General features: G+C 72.7%; 23 protein-coding genes. 9 read left to right on the forward strand and 14 right to left on the reverse strand.

What is annotated here, in order from left to right; all coding sequences use genetic code 11:
• Positions 1 to 94 precede the first annotated feature (94 nt).
• Positions 95 to 394 carry a DUF5133 domain-containing protein gene (locus ABZ898_RS18345; protein ID WP_361659373.1) on the reverse strand — a complete coding sequence of 100 codons (300 nt, stop codon included), beginning with the start codon at positions 392 to 394 and terminating at the stop codon, positions 95 to 97.
• A 302-nt stretch (positions 395 to 696) separates the two neighbouring features.
• Here ABZ898_RS18345 and ABZ898_RS18350 point away from each other — a divergent pair, with 302 nt between their 5' ends.
• A complete protein-coding gene (locus tag ABZ898_RS18350) occupies positions 697 to 1,203 on the forward strand; it encodes a pep a2 (RefSeq protein ID WP_361659376.1) in 507 nt (168 codons plus the stop codon).
• 23 nt (positions 1,204 to 1,226) lie between these two features.
• Positions 1,227 to 3,341 (forward strand): glycogen debranching protein GlgX, encoded by a 2,115-nt coding sequence (glgX, locus tag ABZ898_RS18355; RefSeq protein ID WP_361659379.1) that lies wholly within the window; start codon positions 1,227 to 1,229, stop codon positions 3,339 to 3,341.
• 97 nt (positions 3,342 to 3,438) lie between these two features.
• Here glgX and ABZ898_RS18360 read toward each other — a convergent pair whose 3' ends face one another.
• Together ABZ898_RS18360 and ABZ898_RS18365 are read right to left on the reverse strand one after the other, a co-directional pair.
• Complete coding sequence (locus ABZ898_RS18360) at positions 3,439 to 4,251, reverse strand: VOC family protein (RefSeq protein ID WP_361659381.1); 813 nt, start codon at positions 4,249 to 4,251, stop codon at positions 3,439 to 3,441.
• Between the two features lie 203 nt (positions 4,252 to 4,454).
• A complete protein-coding gene (locus ABZ898_RS18365) occupies positions 4,455 to 5,246 on the reverse strand; it encodes an RNA polymerase sigma factor SigF (RefSeq protein WP_361659383.1) in 792 nt (263 codons plus the stop codon).
• 359 nt (positions 5,247 to 5,605) lie between these two features.
• On the opposite strand from ABZ898_RS18365, the gene ABZ898_RS18370 reads away from it, so the two are divergent.
• Positions 5,606 to 6,130 (forward strand): hypothetical protein, encoded by a 525-nt coding sequence (locus ABZ898_RS18370; protein ID WP_361659386.1) that lies wholly within the window; start codon positions 5,606 to 5,608, stop codon positions 6,128 to 6,130.
• Between the two features lie 24 nt (positions 6,131 to 6,154).
• Here the strand turns inward: ABZ898_RS18370 and ABZ898_RS18375 are convergent, their stop codons facing one another.
• Together ABZ898_RS18375 and ABZ898_RS18380 are read right to left on the reverse strand one after the other, a co-directional pair.
• Positions 6,155 to 6,931, reverse strand: a complete 777-nt coding sequence (locus ABZ898_RS18375; RefSeq protein WP_361659389.1) for an NPP1 family protein — start codon at positions 6,929 to 6,931, stop codon at positions 6,155 to 6,157.
• Positions 6,932 to 7,050: 119 nt separating this feature from the next.
• A complete protein-coding gene (locus ABZ898_RS18380) occupies positions 7,051 to 8,001 on the reverse strand; it encodes an ATP-dependent DNA ligase (RefSeq protein WP_361659557.1) in 951 nt (316 codons plus the stop codon).
• 162 nt (positions 8,002 to 8,163) lie between these two features.
• On the opposite strand from ABZ898_RS18380, the gene ABZ898_RS18385 reads away from it, so the two are divergent.
• The 3 genes from ABZ898_RS18385 (at position 8,164) to ABZ898_RS18395 (ending at position 10,077) form a co-directional block, all read left to right on the forward strand.
• The gene (locus ABZ898_RS18385; protein ID WP_361659392.1) at positions 8,164 to 8,538 is read left to right on the forward strand and encodes a hypothetical protein; all 375 of its coding nucleotides are present in this window, start codon (positions 8,164 to 8,166) and stop codon (positions 8,536 to 8,538) included.
• Complete coding sequence (locus tag ABZ898_RS18390; RefSeq protein ID WP_361659395.1) at positions 8,535 to 8,996, forward strand: peroxiredoxin; 462 nt, start codon at positions 8,535 to 8,537, stop codon at positions 8,994 to 8,996. Before ABZ898_RS18385 ends, ABZ898_RS18390 begins: the two co-directional genes overlap by 4 nt.
• Before the next feature lie 106 nt (positions 8,997 to 9,102).
• The gene (locus ABZ898_RS18395; RefSeq protein ID WP_361659398.1) at positions 9,103 to 10,077 is read left to right on the forward strand and encodes a TauD/TfdA family dioxygenase; all 975 of its coding nucleotides are present in this window, start codon (positions 9,103 to 9,105) and stop codon (positions 10,075 to 10,077) included.
• A gap of 9 nt (positions 10,078 to 10,086) precedes the next feature.
• Here ABZ898_RS18395 and ABZ898_RS18400 read toward each other — a convergent pair whose 3' ends face one another.
• Complete coding sequence (locus tag ABZ898_RS18400) at positions 10,087 to 10,752, reverse strand: response regulator transcription factor (protein ID WP_361659402.1); 666 nt, start codon at positions 10,750 to 10,752, stop codon at positions 10,087 to 10,089.
• Positions 10,749 to 12,107, reverse strand: coding sequence for a histidine kinase (locus tag ABZ898_RS18405; RefSeq protein WP_361659405.1), 1,359 nt, complete (start codon positions 12,105 to 12,107; stop codon positions 10,749 to 10,751). Before ABZ898_RS18405 ends, ABZ898_RS18400 begins: the two co-directional genes overlap by 4 nt.
• Positions 12,108 to 12,441: 334 nt before the next feature.
• Between ABZ898_RS18405 and ABZ898_RS18410 the strand changes: the two genes are divergently transcribed.
• Complete coding sequence (locus ABZ898_RS18410; protein WP_361659408.1) at positions 12,442 to 14,847, forward strand: M4 family metallopeptidase; 2,406 nt, start codon at positions 12,442 to 12,444, stop codon at positions 14,845 to 14,847.
• 60 nt (positions 14,848 to 14,907) lie between these two features.
• On the opposite strand, the gene ABZ898_RS18415 is transcribed toward ABZ898_RS18410, so the two are convergent.
• The 3 genes from ABZ898_RS18415 to ABZ898_RS18425 form a co-directional block, all read right to left on the reverse strand.
• Positions 14,908 to 16,104 (reverse strand): glycoside hydrolase family 64 protein, encoded by a 1,197-nt coding sequence (locus ABZ898_RS18415; RefSeq protein ID WP_361659411.1) that lies wholly within the window; start codon positions 16,102 to 16,104, stop codon positions 14,908 to 14,910.
• A gap of 146 nt (positions 16,105 to 16,250) precedes the next feature.
• A complete protein-coding gene (locus ABZ898_RS18420) occupies positions 16,251 to 17,006 on the reverse strand; it encodes a dienelactone hydrolase family protein (RefSeq protein WP_361659414.1) in 756 nt (251 codons plus the stop codon).
• Positions 17,003 to 17,647, reverse strand: a complete 645-nt coding sequence (locus ABZ898_RS18425; protein ID WP_361659417.1) for an L-threonylcarbamoyladenylate synthase — start codon at positions 17,645 to 17,647, stop codon at positions 17,003 to 17,005. Before ABZ898_RS18425 ends, ABZ898_RS18420 begins: the two co-directional genes overlap by 4 nt.
• A gap of 260 nt (positions 17,648 to 17,907) precedes the next feature.
• Between ABZ898_RS18425 and ABZ898_RS18430 the strand changes: the two genes are divergently transcribed.
• Positions 17,908 to 19,440, forward strand: a complete 1,533-nt coding sequence (locus tag ABZ898_RS18430) for a helix-turn-helix domain-containing protein (protein ID WP_361659420.1) — start codon at positions 17,908 to 17,910, stop codon at positions 19,438 to 19,440.
• A gap of 116 nt (positions 19,441 to 19,556) precedes the next feature.
• Here the strand turns inward: ABZ898_RS18430 and ABZ898_RS18435 are convergent, their stop codons facing one another.
• Both ABZ898_RS18435 and ABZ898_RS18440 read right to left on the reverse strand, forming a co-directional pair.
• Complete coding sequence (locus ABZ898_RS18435; RefSeq protein ID WP_361659423.1) at positions 19,557 to 20,789, reverse strand: serine hydrolase domain-containing protein; 1,233 nt, start codon at positions 20,787 to 20,789, stop codon at positions 19,557 to 19,559.
• 114 nt (positions 20,790 to 20,903) lie between these two features.
• Complete coding sequence (locus tag ABZ898_RS18440; RefSeq protein WP_361659426.1) at positions 20,904 to 22,010, reverse strand: PP2C family protein-serine/threonine phosphatase; 1,107 nt, start codon at positions 22,008 to 22,010, stop codon at positions 20,904 to 20,906.
• Between the two features lie 227 nt (positions 22,011 to 22,237).
• Here ABZ898_RS18440 and ABZ898_RS18445 point away from each other — a divergent pair, with 227 nt between their 5' ends.
• Positions 22,238 to 23,146, forward strand: coding sequence for a GNAT family N-acetyltransferase (locus tag ABZ898_RS18445; protein WP_361659429.1), 909 nt, complete (start codon positions 22,238 to 22,240; stop codon positions 23,144 to 23,146).
• Positions 23,147 to 23,199: 53 nt separating this feature from the next.
• Here the strand turns inward: ABZ898_RS18445 and ABZ898_RS18450 are convergent, their stop codons facing one another.
• Positions 23,200 to 24,090 carry a Gfo/Idh/MocA family oxidoreductase gene (locus ABZ898_RS18450; RefSeq protein WP_361659431.1) on the reverse strand — a complete coding sequence of 297 codons (891 nt, stop codon included), beginning with the start codon at positions 24,088 to 24,090 and terminating at the stop codon, positions 23,200 to 23,202.
• A gap of 44 nt (positions 24,091 to 24,134) precedes the next feature.
• Positions 24,135 to 25,118 carry an ATP-grasp ribosomal peptide maturase gene (gene tgmB, locus ABZ898_RS18455; protein WP_361659435.1) on the reverse strand — a complete coding sequence of 328 codons (984 nt, stop codon included), beginning with the start codon at positions 25,116 to 25,118 and terminating at the stop codon, positions 24,135 to 24,137.
• Positions 25,119 to 25,121 lie beyond the last annotated feature (3 nt).

Below are 25,121 nucleotides of genomic sequence, written 5' to 3' on the forward strand. Positions count from 1 at the left end.
TGCGCGAAGCCGGGCACACGGGGCCCGGCTTCGCGGTCCTGGATACGGGCCGGCAGGTGCCGTCCCGTAGGGGAACGCCATGTACGGTGCCAGGTCAGGGGCTTGGCGCCGTGGATCGCCGCTCCGGTGACTGCGCGCGTCGCGCCGTCCGGCCGGGCTGCGGCCGCCCGTCCTGCTCGCTCAAGTAACCGGCCGGGGTCGAGCGCAGATACCGCTCGGCGGCGTCCGCCGCCTCCCTGGCGCAGCGTTTTCCCATCAGCACGCACAACGTGTAGCCCGAGTCCTCGAAGGTGCTCCGGACCGTGCGGTCGTGGGGCGAGGCGAGCATCACGCGCTCCCACGCCCGGTAACGCCGCAACTGCCGGGCCACTTCGGCCTTGGCGGGTAGCAGCATGGTCCCCTTCACCTTCCGGCCCTCGACCGGTCGCGTTCCCGGCGATCGGGTGGCGTCCGCGCACGGGAGGGCGCGGCACCGTTACGGCGATCGAGGCTTTCACTCATGGTGCACGTGTAAATACACTCCGTCCTGTTGGTTCTTCAACCATCCCGCCGTCCGTGGTGCTCGTGTTGCACGAATGGCGTAGCAGCCGCATCGTGGATGGTGACTCAGAAGCGACTGATGTTCACGCTGAGTGTCCGGTGATCCCGCCGGGCGACCGTGGAGTCGGGAGCTTCGCCGGTGAGGAGCAAGCGACAATGGAGACCGCAGTGCCCCGCTACTACCACCTCGACGTGGAAGTCAGCCCGGAACGGGTGGGACAGGTCAGCCGCATCCTGGCCGCCCACCTCAGTCACTGGGACCTCGACAATCTCGTGGACCCGGTCCGCCGCGGCACCGAACTTCTGCTGCGCGCCATCGACCAGCACGCCACCGCCGCCACCACCTCCATCGAGATGTGGTGGAACGGCCAGCACCTCATCACCGCCGTCGGCGGCGGTGACCGCGACCTGTGCCCGGACGAGGGTCTGGGCGCCTGCCTCGCGGATCTCGCTGCCATGAGCGACGGATGGGGCTGCTGCGCCACGGAGACCGGAGCCAGGATCATCTGGTTCTCGCAGCGTGCCCGTGCCGACCAGCGGGTCCCGCTGGTCCCGACCGCTCCCTCGCCGCACATCCGCCGGATGCTGGGCGTACCCCGCGCGGCCCCGGTGCCCGAAAGGGTCGCCGAAGTGCCGACGGGCGCCCTGGTGGGCGCCCGGTGACGGCCAGGAAGTCCCGGAAAGGGGTGCCCGTGTGGAGCGGGCACCCCTATCCGTTGGGCGCCTCCTACGACGGTCAGGGCACCAACTTCGCGCTGTTCAGCGAGGTCGCCGAACGCGTCGAGCTGGTCCTCGTCGACGACGCGGGCGCCGAGACGCCCGTCCCCCTCCATGAGGTCGACGGCTTCGTCTGGCACGGGTATCTGCCCGATGTCGGCCCCGGCCAGCGGTACGGCTACCGGGTGCACGGGCCCTGGCAGCCCTCCCTCGGCCACCGCTGCAACCCGGCCAAGCTGCTGCTCGACCCCTACGCGCGGGCCATAGACGGCCAGACGGACAACGACCTCTCGCTGTACGAGCGGGACCCGCACGGCCCGGCGCCCGCCGACAGCGCCGGGCACTCGATGCTGGGCGTCGTCACCGACCCCTACTTCGACTGGGGCGACGACCGCCCGCCGGGCCGCCCCTACTCCGAGTCCGTCATCTACGAGACCCACGTGCGCGGCCTGACCGCGACCCACCCCGACGTGCCGGAGCGGCTGCGCGGCACCTACGCCGGGCTGGCGCACCCCGCGGTCGTCGAGCACCTGACCTCGCTCGGTGTCACCGCCGTCGAGCTGATGCCGGTGCACCAGTTCGCGCAGGACGGTGTGCTGCGGGACCGGGGCCTGTCGAACTACTGGGGCTACAACACCATCGGCTTCTTCGCCCCGCACAACGCCTACGCCGCCCTCGGCTCGCGCGGCCAGCAGGTCAACGAGTTCAAGGCCATGGTGAAGGCGCTGCACGCGGCCGGCCTGGAAGTCATCCTCGACGTGGTCTACAACCACACCGCCGAGGGCAACGAGATGGGCCCAACCCTCTCCTTCCGCGGCATCGACAACGCCTCGTACTACCGCCTGGTCGACGGCGACTGGGCGCACTACTACGACACCACCGGCACCGGCAACAGCCTGCTCATGCGGCACCCGTACGTGCTCCAGCTCATCATGGACTCGCTGCGGTACTGGGTCACCGAGATGCACGTCGACGGGTTCCGCTTCGACCTCGCGGCCACCCTGGCCCGGCAGTTCCACGAGGTGGACCGGCTCTCGGCGTTCTTCGACCTCATCCAGCAGGACCCGGTGATCAGCCGCGTCAAGCTCATCGCCGAGCCGTGGGACCTGGGCGAGGGCGGCTACCAGGTCGGCAACTTCCCCCAGCTCTGGTCGGAGTGGAACGGCAAGTACCGGGACGCCGTACGGGACTTCTGGCGGGCCGAACCCGGCTCGCTCGGCGAGTTCGCCTCCCGGCTCACCGGCTCCTCCGACCTCTACCAGGCCAGCAACCGCAGGCCCCGGGCCAGCGTCAACTTCGTCACCGCGCACGACGGTTTCACCCTGCGCGACCTCGTGTCGTACAACGACAAGCACAACGAGGCCAACGGCGAGGGCAACCGGGACGGCGAGAGCGACAACCGGTCCTGGAACTGCGGCGCCGAGGGCGACACCGACGTCCCGGCCGTGCTCGAACTGCGCTCCCGCCAGCAGCGCAACCTGCTCGCCACCCTGCTGCTCAGCCAGGGCATCCCGATGCTCGGCCACGGCGACGAACTCGGCCGTACCCAGGGCGGCAACAACAACGCCTACTGCCAGGACAACGAGGTCTCCTGGATCGACTGGGACCTCAACCCCGAGCAGCGCGCCCTGGCCGCCTTCACGCGGCGTCTGATCGGCCTGCGCGCCGAGCACCCCGTGCTGCGCCGGCGCCGGTTCTTCAGGGGCGAGCGCCCGGCCAAGCGCAAGCAACCGCTGCCCGACCTGAGCTGGCTGCGGCCCGACGCGCGCGAGATGACCGACCAGGACTGGCGGCGCGGCGACGCGCACTCGGTGGGCGTCTTCCTCAACGGCGATGCCATCGCCGAGCACGACGCCTACGGCCGCCGGGTCGTCGACGACTCCTTCCTGCTGCTGCTGAACGGCTACTGGGAGCCCGTCGACTTCCGGCTGCCCGCCGCGTCCTACGGAGAGCGCTGGACCACCCTGATCGACACCGCCGACCCCGAGGGCGTCCCCGACGAGCGCGAACGCAAGGCGGGCACCCGGCTCAGGGTCGAGTCCCGGAGCCTGATCCTGCTGTCCCGGCTGTCCCGCGACGGCTGAGCGGCACCCGGCACACGGCCAGGGCGCCCACCGGAATCCGGTGGGCGCCCTGGTCTGTCAGGTCTGTCGGGTCCGTTCGGGCCGTCCTGGTCCGCCGTCAGCGCGGGTCGCGGGAGGTCACCGTGAACTGGGCGCCGTCCGGGTCCCGCAGGACCGCTTCCCGCTCGCTCTCGCTCAGCACACTGCCGCCGTGCTTCTCCGCGCTGCGGGCACAGCGCGCCACGTCCTCCACCGAGAAGTGGATCTGCCAGTGCGGCCGCACCGAGGGGTCCGGGGCCGCCTCCACCGCGCCGGAGTCGATGCGCGCCACCACCTTGCCCTGGCTGCGCAGCACCACCTCGCCGCCCTCGTACTCGACCTCGCAGCAGCCCGGCTTCCCGGTGGCCCAGTCCAGGACCTCGCCGTAGAAGATCGCGGAGTCGAAGGCGTTGCGGGTGTGCAGGCGGATGAAGGCGGGGGCGGAGCGCTGCCAGGACTCCCAGTCGGAGAACAGCTCGCCCTGCCAGACGCCGAAGGTCGCCCCGTCCCGGTCGGCGAGCAGCGCGCCGCGGCCGGGCGGGAAGGACAGCGGGCCCACCGCGGCGGTGCCGCCCCGCTCGCGGACTCTCGCCACCGCAGTGTCGGCGTCCGGGACGGCGAAGTACGGCGTCCAGGCCACCGCCGTCTGCCACATCCCGGCGACCGCGGCGATCCCGGCGACCGGGACACCGTCCGCGAGGGCGATGCGGAAGTGGTCGCCGAGCTTGGCGCCGCGCCAGCGCCAGCCCAGCACGGCGCTGTAGAAGTCCTCGGTGGCGCTCAGGTCGCGGCTGGTCAGGCTCACCCAGCAGGGGGCGCCGAAGACGGAGTGCGTCGAGACGGCGTCCTTCTTCCGCCTCGGTCCACCGCTGACGGATGTGTCGTGGTTCATCACGGTCGCGTCCTGCTCTCGGGGCCCGGCGGCCACCGGTCTCGACCAGTGTCCGGCCGGAAGGGGGTCGGCTGCCTGCCGACTACCCCCGGGAAGGGCCCTGATGTGCGGTGCCGGCCCATGGCCACGCAGCGCGTCCGGGGTGTCACGAAGGTGGGCGGCTCTCGCCCGAAAGAGTGAAGGTTCAGTGGTAGAGGGGCGGCTCAGCCGCTCTCGGTGAGCAGTTCCTCGCGCAGCCGGTCGAAGCAGCCGCTCAGCAGCCGGGACACGTGCATCTGCGATATTCCGAGCTGCTCCGCGATCCCGCTCTGCGTCATCCCGCGGAAGAACCGCAGGTAGAGGATGGTGCGCTCACGCTCGGGCAGGGCCGCGAGACACGGCTTGACGGCGGCCCGGTCCACCACCAGGTCGAAGCCCGGATCGGGCTCGCCGAGCGAGTCCCCGAGGGCGTATCCGTCCGTCCCCGCCACGTCGGCGTCCAGGGAGAGCGCGGAGAAGCACTCCAGCGCCTCCATGCCGGTGCGCACCTCGTCCTCGGTGAGCCGGGTGTGCGCCGCCAGCTCGGCGACGGTGGGCGGACGGCCCGGAATGGTCTGCGCCAGTTCCTTGCCCGCGCTGCGGACCCGGTTGCGCAGGTCCTGCACCCGGCGCGGCACGTGCAGGGTCCACATGTGGTCCCTGAAGTGGCGCTTGATCTCCCCGGTGATCGTGGGCACCGCGTACGCCTCGAAGGCGCGGCCGCGCTCCGGGTCGTAGTGGTCCACGGCCTTCACCAGGCCCAGGGCGGCGACCTGGTACAGATCCTCCAGGGACTCGCCGCGGCCGCGGAACCGGACCGCGATCCGCTCGGCCATGGGCAGCCACAGCCGCACCAGCTCGTCCCGGAGCGCCCGGCGCTCGGGACCCCGGGGCAGAGCGGCGAGCCGCTCGAAGGCGAGGGCCGTGTCGGGGGCGTCGTCGTGAGGGTGGGTTTTCGTGCTGCCAGTTACAGACATCGCGTGCACTTCTCTCGCGGGCTGGGGCGACAGGCACACCGTGGGCACTGCAGTCCCTCCTCCCCAGTGTGCGGCAAAAACAAACAAACATGCCAATAAGGGACGAAACCCGTGTCGGTCTTGACCCGGTTTTGGACTGGGTGGCTCCATGGACGCGGGCCGTGAGAGGCGGTCGCCCGGAGTGATGTGCGGCACGCGTGCGAGCGCGGCCGGCGCGTGCCCCCGGACGGTTTCTCCTGGGCACGGCTTGATCACCGAGCGAAGCGGGCGAACCGCCCGCCCATGTGGCATTCCGCTCATTTGACAGTGTGCTGAGCACACGGATAGACAGCAGCTCGCGGATGGTCGAGAGGGGCACTGTGTACGAGCCGAACGTGGTCGGTGACTGGCAGGAATGCGGCGAGCACGCCGGTCTGCGGGTCCGCGTCCACCGTCTGGAGACGGCCGAGCCGCCTCGGGGACGCGACGACGCCGCTGCCGGGCTGACGTACTTCAGCGTCAGGGTGACGATCGAGAACCGGGGCACCCGCCCCTGCGCCGTCCAGCTGGAGGACGGTCAGATCGACATCCGGGTCGGCGCCGACGGAGAGGGCGCCTTCATCGACTGGCGGAACTCCCAGTTCATCGAGGGCTTCGACGTGTACCCGCTGCGCCGCGCCACCGCCGTCGTGCACGCGGCGGCCGCCGAGTCCGCGCTCACCCACGTGGACGTCCAGGTCCATCTGCGGGTGGACGACGAGTGGACCGACCGCAGGCTGTGGGCCGGCGGCATCGGACTCACCGAGACGGCCCAGGTGGCCACCGCCGCGGCGACCGGGCCGGAAAGCCTGGCGCACCAGCTCACCGCGTACCTGGAGGGGCGCGCCGAACCCGGCACCGCCTGACGGGCGCCGGGCCGGCCGCGCGGGTCAGGCGTTCGGGTCGAAGGGGATTCCCGACGGCTTCGCCGACGCCAGGTGCGAGGCGAAGCTCGCGTCCTTCAGGCCGAAGTTGGCGCTGCCGAAGTCGTAGGTGCTCAACTTGTCGCGCAGGCCGGGCGGATAGCCGTCCCAGCCGACCAGCGCCGGGTACTGCCAGGTGTGCTTGTGGTTCTCCGGCGGCTCGTCATTGCCGTTGGCCAGCCGGAAGCAGTGCGTGCTGATGCCGTCCTTGTGGTAGACGACCTTGGCGTGCGTGCCCTCGAAGCGGACCTCGGAGACCGGGTGCACGGTGAAGGAGCCGTGGTTGGACGTCGACACGTACCGTGTCTGCCCGTCCTGCACCCACACCACCACGTGCTCCCAGTCGTTGCGGTGGCCGCCGAGGCTGCTGCCGGGCAGCGCCTGGTCCTTCTCGAAGTACAGGCCGTAGAGATAACCGCACCAGCCGTTGTTGCACTTGGCCCGCGAGTAGCCGTTGGTGTTGTCCAGGTCCGAGGCGTCACGGCAGTTGCCGTTGAGCGCGCCGGTCGGGTTCAGGCCGGGGTTGACCGTGCCGTCGGTGCCTATCGCGGGCGTCGAGTAGCAGCCGTCGGTGTCGTAGTCGAACGCGGGCTGGTACCTCAGCTCCTCGGCCGTGGCGTTGACCGGCAGGGCGAGCGGGGGAGCGGCGAAGGCGACGGCCGGGAAGGCGATCACGAACGTGGCGGCGCCGGTGAGCGTGGCGAGCCATCTGCCGCGCCGTCGGCGGGACGTGGACGAACCCACTTCAATCTCCAACTGCGTTGGGGGACAGGGCAGTTCAGCATCCCGGTCGAAGGGCTCGCTGTGAAGCCGTCCCACCTGTCACACAGGTGAAATCCTGTCAGCCGTCTCGCCCGCGCCGCTCAGGGAACATCCGGCAGATCCGCCGCCGACTCCTCCGGGGTGAGGTCCGGGCGCAGCCGCAGCCAGCTCGGCTGGCGCAGCAGCCCCGCCCGTGTCCGCGTGCTGAAACCGACCTCGCCCACCAGCCGGGGCAGCACCCAGCGCGCCCCCGGAATCCGGGGCACCGGGTCGAAGGGGCACCGCTCGCTCGCGGCGGCCGTCAGCAGCGCGGCGAGTTCTGCGCGTTCGCCCTCGCTCCAGCCGGTGCCCACCCGGCCCGCGTACACCAGCCGTCCCCCGGCGCGCAGGCCGACCAGCACCGCGCCCGGCAGCCCGGACAGACGGCCCCTGCCGGGCAGCCAGCCGCCGACGATCACGTCCGTGCTCCGGACGTTCCGGATCTTGACCCAGTTCCGCGAGCGCGTCCCCGGCTCGTACACCGAGTCCAGCCGCTTGCACACCACCCCCTCCAGGCCGTGCTCCCGCGTCATGCGCAGCGCCTGGGCGCCATGGCCCACCACCGCGCCCGGCATCGACCAGCGCGGACCGTCGAGGCCCAGCCCCGTCAGCAGTTCCCGGCGCCGCGCGTACGGGGTCGCCCACCGCGGTCCGGAGAGGTAGGGGACGTCGAAGAGGACCAGATGGACCGGCGAACGGGCCGCCCGGTGCGCCGCCAGGGCCGGGGTGTGCGCGAGGCCCATCCGGTTCTGCAGCGCCTGGAAGTCGGCCCGGCCCTCCGCGTCCAGCGCCAGCACCTCGCCGTCCAGCACGGCGGGCGTGGCCCCGAGCGCACCGGCCAGCGGCGCCAGTTCGGGATAGGCGGCGGTGATGTCCTCCCCGGAGCGGGCGCGCAGCAGCAGCGTCCCGTCGCCCGGCAGATACACCATCACCCGCTGCCCGTCCTGCTTGGTCTCGTACGCCCAGCGGTCGTCCAGGGCGGGCGGCGGCAGGGTGCCGGGGGTCGCGAGCATGGGGCGGACGAGGGGCAGCGGGACGACGGTCACGGCAGAAGATGTCGACCGCGCCGGACCCCGCCACGCCCTCCCGGCCGCCGGTTCCCCTGAACGGAGCCGGGCGCCGCCGGTGATCCACCGTCGGGTAGTGTCCGGCGCCAGGCCACCCAAGGAGAAAACGTGCCCCCACGCTCGCCCCTGCTGCTCGCCGGTCTGCTGGCCTCGGCCGGGATCGCCCACTTCGCCGCTCCCCGGGTGTTCGACCCGCTCGTCCCCCGCGCGCTGCCCGGCACCCCCCGTACATGGACCCGCGCCAGCGGCATCGCGGAACTCGCCCTCGCCGCCGGGGTCGCCGCGCCCGCCACCCGGCCGCTGGCCGCGAAGGCCGCGGCCGCGTTCTTCGTCGCGGTCTTCCCCGCCAATGTGAAGATGGCCGTCGACTGGCGCCACCGGCCCGCTCCGCAGCGCGCCGCCGCCCTCGCCCGGCTGCCCCTCCAGGTCCCCCTGGTGCTGTGGGCCCGAGGCGTCGCACGTGGACCGAAGGGACAGTCATGAGCCTGCGAGTGGGCGACACCGTCGAGGACTTCGCGCTGCCGGACGAGACCGGCGCCGAACGACGGCTCACGGAACTGCTGGCCGACGGGCCCGTGGTGCTCTTCTTCTACCCGGCCGCCCTCACCCCCGGCTGCACGGCCGAGGCGTGCCACTTCCGGGACCTGGCGGCCGAGTTCGCCGCGGCCGGGGCGCGTCCGGTGGGCATCAGCGGTGACAGCGTGGAGAAGCAGCAGGAGTTCGCCGGCCTCCACACCCTCGGCATGCCGCTGCTCTCCGACCCCGACGGCGCGATCCGGGAACGCTTCGGCGTCAAGCGCGGCTTCTCGCTCGCACCCACCAAGCGCGTCACCTTCGTCATCGGGCAGGACCGCACGGTCCTGGAGGTCGTCCGCAGCGAACTGCGCATGAACACCCACGCCGACCGCGCGCTGGACGCGCTGCGGGCCGCGAAGGGCTGAGCACTGTCTTTGCACGGCAGATGCCACCGGCGGCGCTCGCCAAGGGCGCCGTCCGGCTGGCACGATCGCGGTCTGAAGCCCGTACGACGACCCCGGGAGCGCGGACATGACCACGGACAGCACCTCGGCGGAGCGGAACGGGCGCGTCGAGGGCGTGACGGTGCGGCCGGTCGCCGGGCACATCGGCGCCGAGATCACCGGAGTCGACCTCGCCGCGCCGCTCGACGACTCCCTCGTGGCACTGGTCAGGGAGACGATGCTGCGCTGGAAGGTGGTGTTCTTCCGCGACCAGCGGCTCGACCACGCCGGGCACGTCGCCTTCGCCCGCCGCTTCGGCGAGCCCGTCGTGCTCCGCAAGCGGGGGAGCGCCTCACCGGAGGGTTTCCCCGAGGTGGAGACCACCGCCGACCGCCTCGAACTGGGCGGCCGTTTCGGCATGGAGCACGAGGAGTGGCTGCGCCGGCGCCGGCACACCCTGCTGCGCGGCTGGCACTGCGACCACGGCGCCCGGATCGACCCGCCCGCCGCGACCGTCCTGCGCGCCGAGACCGTACCGCCCTACGGCGGCGACACCACCTGGGCCAACCTGGCCGCCGCCTACGCCGGGCTCTCCGCCCCGGTGCGGGCCTTCGCCGACGGGCTGCGGGCCGAGCACCGGCTCGGCGTCGGCTACCAGCCACGGCCCGGCGACGACGCGTACCTGCGGCATCTGCTGGACCACCAGGTCGCCTCCGAGCACCCCCTGGTGCGGGTGCACCCGGAGACGGGGGAGCGGGTGCTGTTCGTCAACGGCTACTACCTGGAGCAGATCTCCGGCGTCTCCCGCCCCGAGAGCGCGGCCCTGCTGGAGATGCTGCTGGAGCAGGCGGTGCGGCCGGAGTACACCGTCCGCTTCCGCTGGGAGCCCGGCAGCGTCGCCTTCTGGGACAACCGGGCCACCGTGCACCTGGCCCCCGGCGACACCGCCCACGTCGGCCACCCCCGGATCATGCACCGGGTCATGCTCCAGGGCGACGTGCCCGTGGGCGTGGACGGCATCTCCTCCAAGCCGCTGGTGGGGACGGAACCCGGGCGCTGGTAGCCCCGCCCGTCATCCCGGCGTGACCAGCCGCGCCTCGTACGCGAACACCGCGGCCTGGGTGCGGTCGCGCAGGCCCAGCTTCACCAGGATGCGGCTCACGTGGGTCTTCACGGTCGAGTCGGCCACCACCAGCCGCCCGGCGATCTCCGCGTTGGACAGGCCCTGCGCGATCAGCACCAGCACCTCCGTCTCCCGCTCGGTCAGCTCGCCGTAGGCCGCGTGGGCGGCCGGCATCAGGCGCGGGGCCTCGGACAGCCGGGAGAACTCGTGGATCAGCCGCTTGGTGACGGTCGGCGCGAGCAGCGCCTCTCCCGAGGCCACCACCCGCACACCGTCGGCCAGTTGGCGTGCCGAGGCGTCCTTCAGCAGGAAGCCGGAGGCCCCGGCACGCAGCGCCTGGTACACGTACTCGTCGAGGTCGAACGTGGTGAGCACCAGCACCTTCGCCGCCGCGTCCGCGGCGATGATCTCCCGGGTCGCCTCGATGCCGTTCATCTCCGGCATGCGGATGTCCATCAGCACGACGTCCGGGGAGAGTTCCCGCACCCGCGCGACCGCCTCCCGGCCGTCGACCGCCTCGCCGACCACCTCGATGTCCGGCATCGCGTTCAGCAGCACCGAGAAGCCCTCGCGGACCATCATCTGGTCGTCGGCGACCACCACCCGGATCGTCATGCCGCGCCCTCGGCGGGGGAGGCGGCCGGGACCGGCAGGAAGACGGCGACCTCGTAGCCGCCCCCGGCCGTAGGGGCCGCCGTCATCTCCCCGTTCAGCATGGAGACGCGCTCCCGCATCCCGGTGATGCCGTGCCCGGCGCCGGGGGAGGGCTTGACGAGGTCCGGCGCGGGCGGCGCGCCGTTGACCACGCGCAGGCCCAGGCCGCCGAGCACGTACCCGATCTCGACCCCCGCGTCCGCTCCGGGAGCGTGCCGGAGCGTGTTGCTGAGCGCCTCCTGCACGATCCGGTACGCCGACAGCTCGACGCCCTGCGGGAGTTCGCGCACCGCGCCCGTCACCGTCTTGGTGACCCCGAGCCCGGCCTCCCGCACATTGGCGAGCAGGCCGTCCAGGTCCGCGAGGGTCGGCTGGGGCGCGTCGGGTGCCTCGTAGTCCTGCGCGCGGACCACGCCGAGGACCCGGCGCAGCTCCGTCAGGGCGGCCACGGCGTTCTCCCGGATGGTGGCGAACGCCTGCTCCAGTTCCGGCGGCGGGTTCTCCACCCGGTAGGGCGCCGCCTCCGCCTGGATGGCGACCACCGACATGTGGTGGGCGACCACGTCGTGCAGCTCGCGGGCGATGGTCGTGCGCTCCTCCAGCAGTGTGCGGCGCGAGCGCTCGTGCGCGGTGACCGTCTGCTGGACGCTCACCTCGCGCCGGGCCTGCCGCACGGTCTGCCGGACCGCGACGATCAGCAGGGCCACGCCGGCGAAGAACAGCATCGGCCCCAGGTCGGACCCGCCGAACTCGTCGCCCCAGCCGAACAGGCCGTCGGCGAGGAACCCGTAGAGCGCCGTCAGCCCCCACATCCACGCGGCCGTACGGGGCCGGGTGCGGGCCGCCACGACCGTCAGCACCGTCAGGTGCGCGAGGAAACCGCCGGGCGGCCAGGGGGACTCGCCCGAGCCCCCGCCGACGACGAGGGCGACGGTGTTCGCCCCGAGGCTCGCCCAGAACGCCCCCACCGGACGCACCAGGGTCAGCAGCACCGGCGCCCCGGCCAGCAGCCCGCACAACAGGGCGGCCAGACCGGCGCCCTGAGTGCTCGCCACGGCGAGGAACACCGCCATCCCGGCGAGGGTGAGGACCACCGCGTGCGGTGCCCAGGCGCCGTACTCCCTCATGCGCTCGCCGCCGCGGCGGGTGAAGGGGCCGCCGGGTGCCGTCGGCGGCAGCGGGCGGTAGGCGAAGGCGTCGTGGAACAGATCCCGGCGCAGCCCGCCCAGGGCGTCCGCGGCGAACCGGGCCTCGGGGCTGCGCTGCCGCGCGGTCCCGCCCGGTGGTATCGGCTGCGTGTGTGTCGTGTCGGTCACGGAAGAGACGGTAGGCCGACGGCGCGGGTGGAGTCGTCCCCTCACAGGGGGGTTCTCGGGGGTCCGTCTCAGGGAGGAGACGAAGGGAGGAGACGAGGGGAGGAGACGAGGGGACTCGGCCGGGGACCCGACGAGGGGGCATGGCATTTTCTTTGTCCTGCTGTCAAAAACCTTTTACACAGCGAGGTTTGAGGTCACGTTCGAACGGCGTTGCCCGGACGGGCCCTTAGGGAAAACCCTCGCTTGAACCGTCGCCTGGTGACATGACCTAGTCAAGGTGCCATTCTCGCCCCGTACGCGCATCCTCCCCACTCCCTTCACAGAAGGAGTACGAGTGAGACGCCTTCCCCACAGACCCCCGTCCCGCAAGACGGCCACGGCCGCGGCCGCCCTGCTCTCCACGGCAGCCCTCCTCGCCGTGGCGGTCCAGGCGACTCCCGCGGCGGCCCGGCCCGCGGCCCCCCACGCCAAGCTCCGTACCGGGGGCCTGGAAGCCAGGCTCAGCCCGGCGCAGCACGGCGCGCTGCTGAAGGACGCCAGGCAGCACACCGCCGACACCGCCCGCTCCCTCGGCCTCGGCGCCGAGGAGAAGCTGGTCGTCCGGGGCGTGGTCAAGGACAACGACGGCACCGTGCACACCCGGTACGAGCGCACGTACGCGGGCCTGCCCGTCCTCGGCGGCGACCTCGTGGTGCACACCCCGCCCGCCTCCCTGGCCAAGGGCACGGTCAGCACCACCTTCGCCACGAAGCGCGCCATCAAGGTGGCCTCCACCACCGCGGCCGTCACCAAGTCCGCGGCGCAGGCGACGGCGCTGAAGGCCGCCAAGGCCCTCAAGGCGGACAAGCCCGCCGCCGACAGCGCGCGCAAGGTGATCTGGGCCGGCTCCGGAACCCCGACCCTCGCCTGGGAGTCCGTGATCGGCGGCTTCCAGGACGACGGCACGCCGAGCAGGCTGCACGTCGTCACCGACGCCACCACCGGCAAGGAGCTCCACCGCTACCAGGCGGTGCAGACCGGCACCGGCAAGACCCAGTACAACGGCACGGTCAGCCTCAACACCACGCTGTCCGGCTCCACGTACCAGCTCTACGACACCACGCGCGGCGGCCACAAGACGTACAACCTGAACAAGGGCACCTCCGGCACCGGAACCCTGTTCACCGACGCCGACGACGTGTGGGGCACCGGCGCGGGCTCCGACCCGCAGACCGCGGCCGCCGACGCCGCCTACGGCGCCCAGGAGACCTGGGACTTCTACAAGAACACCTTCGGGCGCAGCGGCATACGCAACGACGGCGTCGCCGCCTACAGCCGCGTCCACTACAGCAACAACTACGTGAACGCCTTCTGGGACGACTCCTGCTTCTGCATGACCTACGGCGACGGCTCGGGCAACACCCACGCCCTCACCTCGCTCGACGTCGCCGGCCACGAGATGAGCCACGGCGTCACCTCCAACACCGCCGGGCTCAACTACTCCGGCGAGTCGGGCGGCCTGAACGAGGCGACCTCCGACATCTTCGGCACCGGCGTGGAGTTCTACTCCAACACCGCCACCGACCCCGGTGACTACCTCATCGGCGAGAAGATCGACATCAACGGCGACGGCAGCCCGCTGCGCTACATGGACAAGCCGAGCAAGGACGGCGCGTCCAAGGACAGCTGGTACTCCGGCATCGGCAACCTCGACGTGCACTACTCCTCGGGCCCGGCGAACCACATGTTCTACCTGCTCTCCGAGGGCAGCGGCACCAAGGTCGTCAACGGCGTCACCTACAACAGCCCGACCGCCGACGGCGTCGCCGTCACCGGGATCGGCCGGGCCGCGGCCCTGCAGATCTGGTACAAGGCGCTGACGACGTACATGACGTCGACCACCAACTACGCCGGTGCCCGCACCGCCGCCCTCAACGCAGCCTCCGCGCTCTACGGCACCAACTCCGCGCAGTACGCGGGCGTCGGCAACGCCTTCGCCGGGATCGCCGTCGGCGGCCACATCAACCCGCCGGCCGACGGGGTGACCGTCACCAACCCCGGCAGCCAGTCCGCCACCGTCGGCAAGGCGGTCAGCCTCCAGATCCAGGCCTCCAGCACCAACGGCGGCGCGCTGAGCTACAGCGCCAGCGGGCTCCCGGCCGGGCTGTCGATCAACGCCTCGACCGGCCTGATCTCCGGCACGCCCACCACCGCGGGCTCCTCCAGCACCACCGTCACCGTCACCGACTCCACGGGCAAGACCGGCACGGCCGCCTTCTCCTGGACGGTCAGCGCCACCGGCGGCGGCTGCTCGGCGGCCCAGCTGCTGGCCAACCCCGGCTTCGAGTCCGGCAGCACCGGCTGGAGCGCGAGCAGCGGCGTCATCACCAACGACAGCGGGCAGGCCGCGCACGGCGGCTCGTACAAGGCGTGGCTCGACGGCTACGGCTCCTCGCACACCGACACGCTGTCCCAGTCGGTGACCATCCCCGCGGGCTGCAAGGCGACCCTGACCTTCTACCTGCACGTCGACTCGGCCGAGACGACCACCAGCACTCAGTACGACAAGCTGACGCTGACGGCCGGCTCGACCACCCTGGCGACCTACTCGAACCTCAACAAGGCCACCGGGTACGCCCAGAAGTCCTTCGACCTGTCCTCGCTGGCGGGCTCGACGGTCAGTCTGAAGTTCACCGGGGTCGAGGACTCCTCGCTCCAGACCAGCTTCGTCGTGGACGACACCGCCCTGACGACCGGCTGATCCCCTCCCCGCACGACAAGGGTCCCGCACACGGGTGTGCGGGACCCTTCGCGTTCCCCGTCAGTTCATCGGGTCCAGCGTGAGATACGCCTGCTGCGGGTTGCCGTCGTTGACCAGCGACTCGTGGTTGCCGACGTCGTCGAAGGCGAACGCGTACGCCTTGCCGTCGGCCATCTGGGCGTGGATGGCCTTGGCGTACTGGTTGGTGACCCCGTCCTGGTAGAAGCCGGCGTTCGAGCTGTCCGGCTGGTTGGGGTTGCTCAGCAGCGTGGAGCGGTTGTAACCGGCGCACAGGGTGCGGGAGATGGGGCCGCGCACCTGGTCGTTGGGCGCGTCCAGCAGTTTGTGGCAGCCGAAGATGCTGGATGCGTCCGGCTTCTGGAAGCTGGTGACGACCGCGCCGGAGGAGTTGGTGAAGTTCATGACGTTGCCCGAGACCCGGCCGAAGTACTTGGTGTTCGGCTGGTCGGTGAACGGCGTGACGGTCAGGGTCTGCGAGGAGTACTTCGACCAGACCCGGTTGACGTAGTCGTCCATCACGTTCGCGGGCAGCGCCCCGGTCTCCACGCCGTACAGCGGGGACAGGGCGCGCAGCACGGTGCCGTCCGAGCGGGTCTGCACCAGGCCGGACCAGCCGGACTTGCCGCGCAGGGAGTTCATGACGGCCGAGTAGCCGCCCGTCTTGAGGTGCCCGATGGTGGCGACCTGGCCGTTGCCCCGCTTGACGCCGACCGCGTAGGGCGCCGAGAACATGTCCACCTGGGTGCTGTTGAGCCAGAGCCCGGCGTCGTTGAGCGTGTACTCGGACCAGCTGAACAGGATGTCCCGGTTCGGGTCCGAGGGGTTCTGCACGGCCGGCTGCACCAGGCCGCCGGTGGTCAGGCGGAAGTCCAGCTTGCGGCCGTAGGAGAAGTAGATCCGGCCGGAGAACTTCGGTATCCGGATGGTCGTCGTCTGGCCCGGGCCCGGCCCGGCGATGGCCGCGTCCGGCGCCGGGGTCGGCGGGTTGCCGCCCGCGGGCCAGGCGTGGAAGGTGCCGCCCGCGTCGGCCCAGCCCTGGCGTCCGGAGGACAGCTGGGTGCCGAGGTCGTAGATGTACACCGGCTCGGAGCGGCCGGAGTTGTTGGTGATCTGGAGCGGGATCGTGTCCGGCACCGCGGCACTGGCCGTGCCGGTGGCGCCGAAGGTGAGGACCGATCCGACCAGGGCGGCCGTGGCCGTGGCCGACAGCGCGGAACGAGCGATTCTTCGAGTCAACTCTCCACCTCCGTGTGGGGGTTCGGGGCGGCACGGACGCTGGTCCGGACCTTTTTGAGAGCGCTCTCAGAGTGCTTGTGTGTCACGGACGTGTCAATCAGTTGAACCGAACACGTTCCGTGACGCCGCGCGGGCCGGAGCCGGCGTCAGAAAGTGCGCCGCAGCAGGGATTCCAGCGCCGCCCAGTGGCGTTCCGCGGCGGCTCGGTCCCAGGAGGAGGTGTCCTTCTGGGTGTAGCCGTGCGGCGCGCCCTCGTACACCTCGCTGGTGTGCCGCACCCCGGCCTCCGTGAGCGCGTCCTCCAGCCGCCGCATCTGCTCCGCGGGCAGCGAGGGGTCCTGGTCCGCGTGGCCGAAGTACAGCTCGGCCGTGATGCGGCCGGCGCCCCGGTGCGGGCTGTCCGGCGCCTCGGTGGCCAGGTTGCCGCCGTGGAACCCGGCGGCGGCCGCCACCCGCCCGGGATGCGTGGCCGCGGCGCGCAGCGCGAGCCGGGCGCCCATGCAGTACCCGGTGACCGCGACCGGCCCGTCCGCCACCAGGGCGGACCCGGCCATCCACTCCAGGTATGCCCCGGTGTCCCGCTCGGCCTGCTCCGGCGTGAGCGAGTGCACCAGCGGGCCGAGCCGCTCCCAGATCGTCGGGTCGGACGGCGGGTCGATGAACTCGGGCAGCTCCACCACGGGGGCCGGGCCGTGCCGGTAGAACACGTTGGGCACCAGCACCGCGTACCCGCCGGCGGCCAGCCGGTCGGCCATCGCCCTCAGCCAGGGCCGCAGCCCGTACGCGTCCTGGTAGAAGAGGACACCGGGACGGGGCCGCCCGTCGGCGGGACGGGCGACATAGGCGTCGGCGGCGCCGTCCGGCGTCGGGACGGTCACATCCGTCCCCAGTACTTCGGTCATGACGAGCTGACGTTCCTCTCCTGCTCGAACCGCGCCGGGTCCCCGGCGCCCACCCGCACGATCTCCGGCTCGCCGCTGGAGAAGTCGACCACCGTCGTCGGCTCGGTGCCGCACTCCCCGGAGTCCACGACCGCGTCCAGCACGTGGTCGAGCCGGTCCTTGATCTCCCAGCCCTGGGTCAGCGGCTCCTCCTCGTCGGGGAGCAGCAGCGTGCTGGACACCAGCGGCTCACCCAGCTCGGCCAGCAGCGCCTGGGTGACCACGTGGTCGGGGATGCGCACCCCCACCGTCCGCTTCTTCGGGTGCAGCAGCATGCGCGGCACCTCGCGGGTGGCCGGCAGGATGAAGGTGTAGCTGCCCGGCGTCGCCGCCTTCACCGCCCGGAACACGTCGTTGTCGATGCGGACGAACTGCCCGAGCTGCGCGAAGTTCTGGCACATCAGGGTGAAGTGGTGCCGGTCGTCCAGCTTGCGGACCGACCGGATGCGCTCCATGCCCTCCTTGCTGCCCAGCCGGCAGCCCAGCGCGTAACAGGAGTCCGTGGGATAGGCGATCAGCGACCCCGACCGGACGGCGTCCGCGATCTGCGCCACGGCGCGGGGCTGCGGGTTGTCGGGGTGCACGTCGAAGTACTTGGCCATCCGCCGAGCTTAAGCCGTCACCGTCCCCCGCCCGCGCACCCCCACCGGCCAGGCGTACGACGCTCCGGACAGGGCACCCGCACACCGAGGCACCCGGAGCAGGCCCCCCGCTCCGGGCCCCGCCGTCCCCGCCGGTGGCCAAGGCCCCCCAGGCCACCGGCGGGGTCCTCGCACGTCCGATCCGCGACGCGCGCGGGGGGTGTCGGGTAACGTCGACCGTCGAACACCTGGGCCGAGACGGGGACGAGGAGAAGCGCGACGTGGCCGCCCGAGCCGATGAGGGCACCCACGCCCCACCGCCGCACGACACCACCGCCACCTGGGCGGAACAGCTCCTGGACCAGTTGCGCCCCGCCGTGCGGCACCCGCGCCGGACCGTCGACTGGCTCGCCCGCACCGTACGCGCCGACGTCGGCCTGGAGAGCGCCGACGGCCGGCTCCTCGCCGGCCGGCACCTTCCCGTGGACGCCTCCTCGCGCGCCGACGTCGCCTCGGGCCGGATCTCCGCCGCCGCCCTGGAAGACGCCGGACGCCACGTCCAGCTGGTCGGCATCCGGCACCCCGGCCCCGGACGCGCGGCGCGCGCCGTGCTGACCGTGGCCCGGAGCGAGCCGTTCGACCGGCGCGCCGCCGAGATCGTCCACCGCACCGCCTCGGTCCTCGGCCTGCTGCTGCGCGCGGGTGAACTCGCCCGCTCCGCCCGGAGGTTGCGGCGCGCCTCCGCCGATCTGCGGCTGGCCATCCTGCAACTGCTCATGGTGGAGGACGTGGTGTCCGCCCGTCGGGTCGCCGCCGGACTCTGGCCCGGCCTCCTCGAACAGGACACGGCCCGCGTCTACGTCGTCGAGGTCGCGCCCGCCGGACGCGAAGCCCTCGCCGAGGAATGCGCCGACCTCACCGAGGGCCGCGCGCTCGTCGTGCGCTGCCCGGCCATGGACGGCCACCTCATCGTCGTCAGCCCCGCTCCTACGGCCGGGGACCGGCTGCGCGGCCTCGTCGCCGACCGCCCGGGCACCTACCTCGGCGGCAGCCTCCACCAGCGCCTCGCCCGCACCGCCACCGCCTACGGCCAGGCCATCAGCGCCCTCGCCGTCGCCCGGTTCAGCCCCGGCCGCAGTGCCGTCTACGCCGAACGCACCCACCCCGAACGCCTGCTGGACCCGGCCGCGCTGCGCACCTGGTCCGCCCGGACCCTGCGCCCGCTGGACGCCCTGCCCCACCACACCCGTGCGGAACTGCTGGCCACCACCCGGCTGGGCCTGGACTTCACCGCCGTCAGCGCCGCCAAGGTGCTCGGCGTCAGCCGCAACACCGTGCGCGCCCGCATGGACCGGTTCCAGACCCTGCTGGACACCGACCTGACCGACCTCACCACCCGCACCGTCCTGCGCCTGGCCCTGCTCACCGAGGCGGCGCACGGCCCCTACGACCCCGCCACCGGGCACCCGCATCCCGGGGTCCGCTTCGCCGACCTGCTCGACTCGGCCCCGCTGCGGGACTGGGCCGGGGACCTGCTGGGCAGGCTGGACGGGGACGGCCGCGACCTGCGCGGCACCCTGCGCGCCTGGATCTCGGCCGGTGCCAACGCCGAACGCGCCGCCAGGCAGCGGGGCATGCACGCGCAGACCGTCCGCGACCACGTCCGCGCCGCCGAACCCGTACTGGAACGCCAGCTCCTCGCGGGCGGCGGCGACCTGTACGAGGTGGTCCTCGCCCACCTCGCCGACGGCACCCTCGCCGCCCCCGAGGCCGGAGCGAACCGGGACCAAGCGGACGTGTCTGTGCACAGGTGAGTGCTCAACGGCGCGAACCGGGCAGTACTGCGATGGCCATCGCCCGGCCCCGCCGTTAGGTTCGGCGGTCCGAGGGGCACGACCGGAGCGGGGGACCGGTCGTGCCCCTGATCCGTCTAGTGGCCGGCGTGCTGTGCCGGGAGTTCGAAGACGTGGTCCGGGGAGATGACCTCCGTGACGGCCTGTCCGACCAGCGTGCTCGGCTCCTGGCCGTCGTGCGTGATGTCGGTGTTCAGCAGCACCACCAGCGAGGTCCGCGCCGCGGGCAGATACACCGTCAGCGACTCGTACCCCGGCAGCGAGCCGTTGTGGCCGATCCAGCCGTGCACGTCGAAGATGCCCAGGCCGTAGCCCGTACCGGGATACCCGGTCGGCGGCGTGGTCAGGCGCTCGCGCTGGGTGGCGGGGGAGACCATCTGCTCCCCGTCGGGGAAGCGGCCCGTGGCCACCGTACGGGACCACGTCCGCAGGTCCTCCAGGTCGGAGACCATCGCACCGGCCGCCCAGCCCCAGGACGGGTTCCAGCCGGCCGTCTCGGCGACCTTCCCGTCCGCCGTCTGGTTCGTGTACCCCTGCGCGTGCGGCTTCGGGAACTCCGCGCCCTGCGGGAAGGACGTGCGGGTCATCCCGGCCGGGTCCAGCACGTGCTGCTGGATGTAGTCGCCGAGCGCCTGCCCGCCGCGCTGCTCCACGACCAGACCGAGCAGGATCAGATTGGTGTTGCAGTACGAGAACTTCGCGCCCGGCCGGAACTGCACCGGATGCTTGAAGGAGTAGTCCAGCAACTGTTGCGGGGTGAAGGAGCGCGTGGGGTCCGAGGTGAGCGCCTTCACGAAGTCCGGGTCCTCGGTGTAGTTGAACAGGCCGCTGCGCATGTCGGCGAGCTGACGCAGCGTGATCTTGTCGCCGTTCGGGACGCCGTCCATGTACTTGCCGATCGGGTCGTCGAGGCCCACCTTGCCCTCGTCGACCAGCTGCAGCAGCGCGGTGACGGTGAAGGTCTTGGTCTCGCTGCCGATCCGCATGTACAGATCCGGCGACATCTCGCGCCGGTCGCTCTTGTCGGCGACGCCGAAGGAGCGGACGTACTCGCCCTTGTCCGGGGTCCACACTCCGACCGTGACACCGGGGATGCCCGCCTCGCGCATCACGCGCTGGACGGCGTCGTCGAGCCGGCCGGTCACCTCCGGGGTGAGGGCGTGCACGGCCGGGCCCGAGGGAGAGGGGCTGGGGGACTGCGCCACGGCGGTCGCGGCGAGGGAAGGGGCGGCGCCGAGCGGGGCGGCGAGCGTGCCGAGCGCGACGGCGGCGACGATCCCCCGGCGCAGGCGTGCTGACGAAAGGGGCATGGGCTGACTCCAAGCACGTGAGAGCCGGACCTGCGGCGGGCCTGACGTCGGGGCCTGTTCCCACAGCATAGGAGCGCGTGTCGCGCCCCGCCCGTCGGCCGTTCGGGTGAGCGCTCAGCACGCCGGCCGCTCCGGGGCCAGGACCAGCACACTCGCGTCGTCGTCCACCCGGTGGCCCAGCCGCCGTACGTCCTCCCACAGCGCGTCCGGCAGCCCGGCGGTCTCGGTGCCGGCGAGCGCGGCCAGCCGCTCGGGCAGCGGGTAGAAGCGGCCGGCGGCGTTCCGGGCCTCCCACAGACCGTCAGAGGCGATCAGCAGCCGGTCGCGGGAGTCCAGCGTGACCGTGACCTCCTTCGGCGGATCGGCGCCCAGCAGCCCGATGCCCAGCGGCGGACACGACGTGACCGTCAGCTCCCTGGCCCGCCCGGCGCGCAGCAGCACCGGCGGCGGATGCCCGCAGGCCACCACGCGCACCGTCCGGGTGTCGGCGGAGAACTCCAGCAGCACGGCCGTGGCGAACAGCTCCGCGTGCCGGACCCCGGAGGAGTCCACCACCAGCCTGCGGTCCATCCGCGCCGCCACCGCCTCCAGCGTCCGCTGGTCCAGCGCCGCCTCGCGGAACGCCCCCAGCAGCGCCACCACCGTCCGGACCGCCGACAGCCCGTGCCCCTGCACGTCCCCCATCACCGCCCGCACCCCGTAGGGGCCGTCCCGTACGTCGAAGAAGTCCCCGCCCAGCAGCGTCCCGTCCTGCGCGGCCCGGCTGAACCCCACGCACCGGACACCGCCGACGCGCTTGGGCAGCGGCGGCATCACCGCGCGCTGCACCGCCTCGCCGATCGCCCGCTCCGTGTCGAGCTGGGCGTCGCGGTGGCTGCGCACGAAGGAGACGAACACGCTCAGCAGGGACACGAACGCGATGGTCAGCAGATCGGTGTCGCCCGGCCGGTCGAGATGGGTCACCGGCACGATCAGCGACACGATCACCAGCGCGCACAGCGCCGCCGTCGCCAGCGGCCCGTACGACAGCACCGCGAGCGGCGGGATCGCGCCGAGCAGGAAACCCAGATCGCTCGCGTGCGGCGTGACGAGCGTGGCGAGCGTGACCGCGATCAGGAGCAGGACGGGAAGCACCCGCACCCACAGCGGCGGCGGAGCACCCCGGAGCCAGCCGCGCCGCTCCCGCGCTCGCCCCGGTGACCAGCCACGCAGCGATCTCACACGCCCACGCTACGCCGGGCCCGCCCCCGCCGCCCGCCCCGTAAATCCCTGGACGCGCGCGCCGGCGCTCCCTACTGTTGCCGCAGCACGCCCGAGACGGACCAGGAAGGAGGCGAGCGACATGCACATCCCCATCGCGCGCTCCCTCCCCTCCGTCATCCGGGTGTGCCACGCCTGACCGGACCGGGAGCGCCGCCACAGCGCAGGCTCATCTCCCGGAGGACACCTTGACCGCACCGGTCATCCGCACGCTCGACCAGAGCAGTGCCCACCTGTTCGACACCCTGCCCGACCCGCTCGGTCTGGCCGAGCGGCACCGCACCACCCTCTACCGCCCCGACTGGCAGCGCGTCGCCCTGCGCGACGGACGCCCCGTGGCCCGCGCCGCCTGGTGGGCCCGCGCCGAGGACTCCGCACCGCTGCTGATCAACTGGTTCGACGTGGCCGAGGGCGAGGAGGAGGCGGGCGCCGAGCTGCTGCGCACCGCGCCCTGGACCACCCCCGAGCTGGAACTCGACCTGCCCCCCGGCTGGCGGGACGAACCGGCCCTGGCCGCCGCCGTCGCCACCCGCGGCGCGGCGGCCCGCCTCGCCGGGTACGAGCCCCTTGTGGAGCGCTTCGTCTACCGCTGGACCCCCGACCTGGGCGTGCCCGAGCAGCCCGGACGCCTGGAGTTCACCCCGGAACCGGACGACACCGTGTTCCTCGACGCGCTGCGCCGCATCCACTCCGTCACCCTGGACGCCCACGCCCTGCGTGCCATCGCGCGCGGCGGTGTCGAACTGGCCGCCCGAGAGGAGCTGGACATCTTCCACTGGTTCCCCTCGCCCCGGCAGTGGTGGCGCGTCGCCCGCACCCCGGACGGCGAACTCGCCGGCATCCACATCCCGGCCCGCAACCCCTCCGGGCACTGCGTCGGCTTCATCGGCGTCGTCCCCGAGCAGCGCGGCCACGGCTACGCCTACGACCTGCTGGCCGACTGCACCCGGTTCCTCGCCGCCGAGGGTGCCGACTTCGTCGCGGGCGCCACCGACCAGGGCAACTTCCCCATGGCCGCCCACTTCACCCGGGCCGGCTACCCCGTCGTCCGCGAACGCGTCAACTTCCGGGCCGAAGGGGAACCGGCCACCGGGTGACGCCCCCTTCCGGATCAGGCCGGCTCGGGTCGGCAAGATCCGGAAGAGAGGCCCTAGTCGGCCGGACCGGCGTCGAGCCGTGCCTGCGCCGCCGCGAGGATCTCGGTGACCCTGAGGCCGAACGCGGCGTCGCAGGCGTGCCGCCGCCCGGTGCGGGCGGCGGCCGCCAGCGCGTCGGCCGCACGGGCCAGGGCGGGCACGGCCCCCTCCGCGCTCCGCGGCAGCAGCGTCACCCCCGGTTCGCCCCGCAGTTCGACATCGGCCCCCGCCGCCGAGGGAGGCGCCGACAGGCTCAGCGTCAGCGTGCTCGACGCCCCGGTGGCGTGGTCGAGCACCAGATGCACGGTGTCGGCGGGGCCGTGCGCGGCCGCCAGGACCTGCCTTACGTCACCGAGCACCGGGAGCAGCACCGACAGCGCGTGCGGGCCCACGTCCCACAGGGCGCCCTTCTCCCGCCGCCAGGCCGAGGCCGCGAACGGGCTGTCGCTGGTGAACACCGAGCCCAGCCACTGCGCCCTGGCCGTGAACCAGCCCGCCTCCGCGGCCTGTTCCTCGATCCACGCCTCCGGCTCCTTCTGGAAGCGGGTGGTGAAGAACACCACCGACGCCACCCGGGCCCGCTCCGCCGCCTCGGCCACCGCCCTCGCCTCGGCCACGCCGACCGCCAGCGGCTTGTCCAGCAGCAGATGGCGGCCGGCCCGCGCCGCGCGCACCGCCAACTCCGCCTGCAGGGCGGGCGGCAGCGCGATCGCCACCGCCTCCACGTCGGCCAGCAGCGCGTCCACGTCCGGGTACGCCCGTACCCCGTGCTCCCCGGCCAGCGCGGCCGCCGCCTCCGGGCGGCGCCCCCACACCCCGGCGAAGTCCACCCCGGGGTGGCCCGCCAGTGCCGGGGCGTGTGCGGTGCGCGCCCAGGGGCCCGTTCCCAGCAGTCCGATGCGCATCGCGCGCTCCCTTCTCCCGGCCCTCCCGGCCGCCGTCCACGACATCAGGGCAGGACGCCCCTGTCCTCGCGGGTATAAGGATCAAGCGGCCGGTCGTCTCCGGCCAGCCAGTGTGCGATCGTCTCCGCGATCGGCTGACCGGTCTCCAGCTCGACGAAACCGAACTGGCCCGACTGGTTGCACTCCAGGAACCACCAGGTCCCCTCCGCGTCCTCCGCGAAGTCGAAAGCGCCGTACGACAGTTCCGCGCCCCGCAGGTAGCGGCGGACCGACGCCGCCACGCGCGGGGGCACATCGGTGGCGAGCCAGGGGGAGACGGACGGGGCGAAACGGACGTCCACGTGGTCGGGATGGGCGTCCGGGTCCACCGCCTTGCGCGCCGCCAGCAGCCGGTCCCCGACCGCCGTGAGCCGGATGTCGGCCCGCTTGTCCACCCGCCGCTGCAGCAGCGTCGGGCCGAAGGCGACCGCGCTGAAGTCGGTGCCCGGCGCCACCCGGCTGGTCGGCACCGCGCGCGGCGGCTCCTGCGGATGCGCGCCGGAGACGGGTTTGACCACCACGTCCCGGTGCCGCTCGGCGAACTCCCGTGCCGTCTCCGGGAACGTGGTGATCAGGGTGGCCGGGACCGGCAGCCCGCTGCGCTGGGCGAGCCGCAGCTGCCAGGGCTTGTGCCGGGCTCTTCGCGCCGCGTCCGGGTGGTTCATCCAGCGGGCGTCGCTGCACCGCAGCATGCCGTACAGGGCCTGTGCCGACTCCTGGGTCAGCCAGGAGGACGGCCGGGCGGCACGCGCGGCCGCGTCGCCCGGCCTGCGCACCCAGATGGAGCGCAGGCCGCTTATCCCGACCAGACGCCCGCCGACGGACAACTGGCCGCCCAGGCCGTCCCCCGCGTACTCGCCGGTGAGCGCCACCCCGTTGGTGAGATCGGCGGGGTCGAACCGGACGACGCGCACGTCCGCCTCGCCCAGTCGCAGGACCACCATGTCCGCCGTGACGTCCTCGTCACTGGTCAGGATGAGCACGGTCATCGT

The organism is Streptomyces sp. NPDC046860 (assembly GCF_040645115.1).
Classification (GTDB): domain Bacteria; phylum Actinomycetota; class Actinomycetes; order Streptomycetales; family Streptomycetaceae; genus Streptomyces.

What these genes read in the sequence shown, in the direction of transcription:
- ABZ898_RS18425 (WP_361659417.1), bottom strand. Translation starts at nt 17,647, where the DNA reads ATGGCCAAGTACTTCGACGTGCACCCCGACAACCCGCAGCCCCGCGCC.
- ABZ898_RS18450 (WP_361659431.1), bottom strand. Translation starts at nt 24,090, where the DNA reads ATGCGCATCGGACTGCTGGGAACGGGCCCCTGGGCGCGCACCGCACAC.
- ABZ898_RS18345 (WP_361659373.1), bottom strand. Translation starts at nt 394, where the DNA reads ATGCTGCTACCCGCCAAGGCCGAAGTGGCCCGGCAGTTGCGGCGTTAC.
- ABZ898_RS18420 (WP_361659414.1), bottom strand. Translation starts at nt 17,006, where the DNA reads ATGACCGAAGTACTGGGGACGGATGTGACCGTCCCGACGCCGGACGGC.
- tgmB (WP_361659435.1), bottom strand. Translation starts at nt 25,118, where the DNA reads ATGACCGTGCTCATCCTGACCAGTGACGAGGACGTCACGGCGGACATG.
- ABZ898_RS18390 (WP_361659395.1), top strand. Translation starts at nt 8,535, where the DNA reads ATGAGCCTGCGAGTGGGCGACACCGTCGAGGACTTCGCGCTGCCGGAC.
- ABZ898_RS18360 (WP_361659381.1), bottom strand. Translation starts at nt 4,251, where the DNA reads ATGAACCACGACACATCCGTCAGCGGTGGACCGAGGCGGAAGAAGGAC.
- ABZ898_RS18350 (WP_361659376.1), top strand. Translation starts at nt 697, where the DNA reads ATGGAGACCGCAGTGCCCCGCTACTACCACCTCGACGTGGAAGTCAGC.
- ABZ898_RS18365 (WP_361659383.1), bottom strand. Translation starts at nt 5,246, where the DNA reads ATGTCTGTAACTGGCAGCACGAAAACCCACCCTCACGACGACGCCCCC.
- ABZ898_RS18435 (WP_361659423.1), bottom strand. Translation starts at nt 20,789, where the DNA reads ATGCCCCTTTCGTCAGCACGCCTGCGCCGGGGGATCGTCGCCGCCGTC.
- ABZ898_RS18380 (WP_361659557.1), bottom strand. Translation starts at nt 8,001, where the DNA reads ATGCTCGCGACCCCCGGCACCCTGCCGCCGCCCGCCCTGGACGACCGC.
- ABZ898_RS18395 (WP_361659398.1), top strand. Translation starts at nt 9,103, where the DNA reads ATGACCACGGACAGCACCTCGGCGGAGCGGAACGGGCGCGTCGAGGGC.
- ABZ898_RS18400 (WP_361659402.1), bottom strand. Translation starts at nt 10,752, where the DNA reads ATGACGATCCGGGTGGTGGTCGCCGACGACCAGATGATGGTCCGCGAG.